This window comes from Cellulomonas sp. P5_C6, from assembly GCF_054049635.1.
Genome location: NZ_JBFULZ010000302.1, coordinates 1 through 3,005, shown reverse-complemented (window position 1 = coordinate 3,005; position 3,005 = coordinate 1). Strand labels below are relative to the sequence as shown.

The 3,005-nt window shown below is 71.9% G+C and carries 2 protein-coding genes; both read left to right on the top strand.

Annotated features, from left to right (window positions below; genetic code table 11):
- The coding region (locus tag ACXJKG_RS20445; protein WP_456847554.1) for a VanW family protein at positions 1 to 1,934 on the top strand (1,934 nt) is incomplete at its 5' end.
- A gap of 92 nt (positions 1,935 to 2,026) precedes the next feature.
- The coding region (locus ACXJKG_RS20440) for an IS481 family transposase (RefSeq protein WP_456847553.1) at positions 2,027 to 3,005 on the top strand (979 nt) is incomplete at its 3' end.

Sequence of the window (3,005 nt, the reverse complement as noted above, 5' to 3'; positions counted from 1 at the left end):
CCCTGCCCCCCACGGCAGCCGCCGCAGCCGCGCCGACGACGCCGGCCGCGACCCCGCCCGCACCGACCCGGATCCAGTCCGGCCCGGTCCCCCCGAGCGCAGCCGCAGCCGGAGCAGCCGCAGCCGGAGCCGCCGCAGCCGGAGCAGCCGCAGCCGCACCGCCGCACGGTCCGATCCCGTCGGGCCCGGTGCCGCAGTCGGCGCGCAAGGAGTCGCCGCTCGACGTGTTCGAGGCGGAGGACGGCAAGCGTCGCTGGCCTCGTCGGCTGCTCATCGCCCTGGGTGTCGTGGTCGTGCTCGCCGCGGCCTACGTCGGGGCGTCCTACGGGTTGGCTGACCGGGTGCCGCGCGGCGCGACGGTGGCCGGCGTGGACATCGGCGGACTGACGTCAAAGGAGGCGGTCGCTCGGCTCGACCAGGAGCTGGCGGACGCCACGACGCAGCCGATCGAGGTCGTCGCCAACGACGTCCAGGCGACGATCGACCCGGTCGCGGCGGGCCTGTCGTTCGACTCGCAGGCGACGGTCGACGAGCTGACGGGCGTGAACCTGGCGGAGCCGAGGCGGCTGTGGCAGCACATCGGCGGCGTCGGCGAGCAGGAGCCCGTGACGTCGGTCGACGACAAGGCGCTGGCGGCCGCGCTGAGCGACCTGGGCACGTCGCTGGCGCTGGCGCCGGTGGACGGCACGATCGTGTTCGTCGACGCCACGGCGCAGTCGACGGCGGCGGTCGACGGCTGGGACCTGGACCAGGACGGCGCGGCGCACGTGCTGAGCGCGGACTGGCTGGTGGCGGCCCGGCCGATCGAGCTGCCGACCGTGACGGTCGAGCCGGACATCACGCAGGCCGAGACGGACGCCGCGCTGACCGAGGCGCAGAAGGTCACGTCGGCGCCGGTGTCGGTGATGGTCTCCGAGCAGATCGCGATGCTGGACGTGCCGACGCTGGCGGCCAACGCCGCGTACGTGCCGACCGACGGCAACCTGGTGCTGCAGATGAACGGCCAGGGCCTGTCGGACGCCGTGCTCGCGCAGCTGCCGGACCTGCTGACGGCGTCGGCCGACGCGCACTTCGAGTTCGTCAACGACGCGCCGGTGATCGTCCCGGGCACACCCGGCACGTCGCTCGACCCGGCCGCGCTGGCCACCTCGGTCGCCACCGCGGCCACCTCGAGCGACCGGACGGCCCACGTCGAGCTGGTCGAGGCGGACCCGGCGCAGTCGACCGCGGAGCTCGAGGCCCTCGGCGTCAAGGAGATCGTCTCGGAGTTCTCCACCCCGCTGACCAGCGAGCCGCGCCGGACGGTGAACATCACCAACGGCGCCAGTAAGATCAGCGGCACGCTCATCCGCCCCGACGAGACGTTCAGCCTGACGGACGCGCTCGGCCCGATCGACGCGGCGCACGGCTTCGTCGAGGCCGGCGCCATCGTCAGCGGCGAGCACACGGACGCGTGGGGCGGTGGCCTGAGCCAGATCTCGACCACGACGTACAACGCCGCGTTCCTGGCCGGCTTCGAGGACATCGAGCACCGCCCGCACAGCGAGTGGTTCGCCCGGTACCCCGAGGGTCGCGAGGCGACGATCTTCACCGGCACGCTCGACATGCGGTGGAAGAACAACACGCCGTACGGCGCGCTGGTGCAGGCGTGGGTCTCCGAGGGTCGCGTGTACGTGCGCGTCTGGGGGACCAAGTACTGGACCGTCGAGTCGATCACCAGCCCGCGCTCGGGCGTCGTCGCACCGACGACCGTCTACTCGCAGTCGCCCACGTGCGAGGCGTCGTCGGCGGGCAACCCGGGCTTCTCGGTGACGGTCACGCGCAAGACGTACCTGAACGGCGAGCTGAAGAAGACCGAGTCGAACTCGTGGCGCTACAAGCCGCAGAACAAGATCATCTGCGGCGCGGCACCGACCCCGACGCCGACGCCCTAGTTGTACTGACCAAGACCGTTGTTGACGTGACGAGAGACCTCCGGGTCGAGTGGGACTGCTGAAGGAACCACTTGGACCAACGGAGGTCTCTCGTGTCTCACGCTAATGCCCGGCTGACGCCTGCCGGCAGGTTCGTGTTGGTGCAACGCATCGCGGCCGGTCGCCCGGTCGCTCATGTGGCCGCGGAGATGGGTGTCTCGCGGACCACGGCGTGGCGGTGGTGGCGCCGGTTCCAGCKCGAGGGGCGGCCCGGGCTGGTGGACCGCCCGAGCGTCGCGCGCAGCCACCCGCACCACACGCCGGCGTGCGTGGAGACCCGGGTGCGGATCGCGCGGATGCTGTCCCGACGCGGCCCGGTCTGGATCGGTCACCAGCTGGGCCTGCCGGCCTCGACKGTCGGGCGGATCCTGGCCCGCCACCGGGTGCCGAGGTTGCGAGAGTGCGACCCGCTGACCGGGCAGCTGATCCGGGCGTCACGCGCCTCGGCGCACCGCTACGAGCACCCCTACCCGGGCTCGTTGGTGCACATCGACGTCAAGAAGCTCGGCCGCATCCCGGCCGGCGGTGGGTGGCGCGCTGACCCGGCCCAGTCGCGCGCCTCGCACGTCACCGGGCACGCGGTGGTCGGCTACGACTACGTGCACACCGCGATCGACGACCACTCCCGGCTGGCCTACGCCGAGATCCACGACGACGAGAAGGGCACGACCTGCGCCGCCTTCCTGACCCGGGCGGCCGCGTTCTACGCGGCCTACGGGATCACGGTCGAGCGGGTGATCAGCGACAACGCGAAGAACTACCGCCTGGCGAAGGTGTTCCACCAGGCCGCCGCCGACCTGGCGATCACCCTGAAGTTCATCAAGCCGCACTGCCCGTGGACGAACGGCAAGGTGGAGCGCCTGAACCGGACCCTGGCCGCCGAGTGGGCCTACTCCCAGGTGTTCACCAGCAACGCCGAACGCGCCGCGCTCTTGCCGACCTGGCTCGAGCACTACAACCTGGAACGACCCCACCTCGGCATCGGCGGCCAACGCCCCATCGACCGCGTCAACAACGCTCCGGGTCAGTACA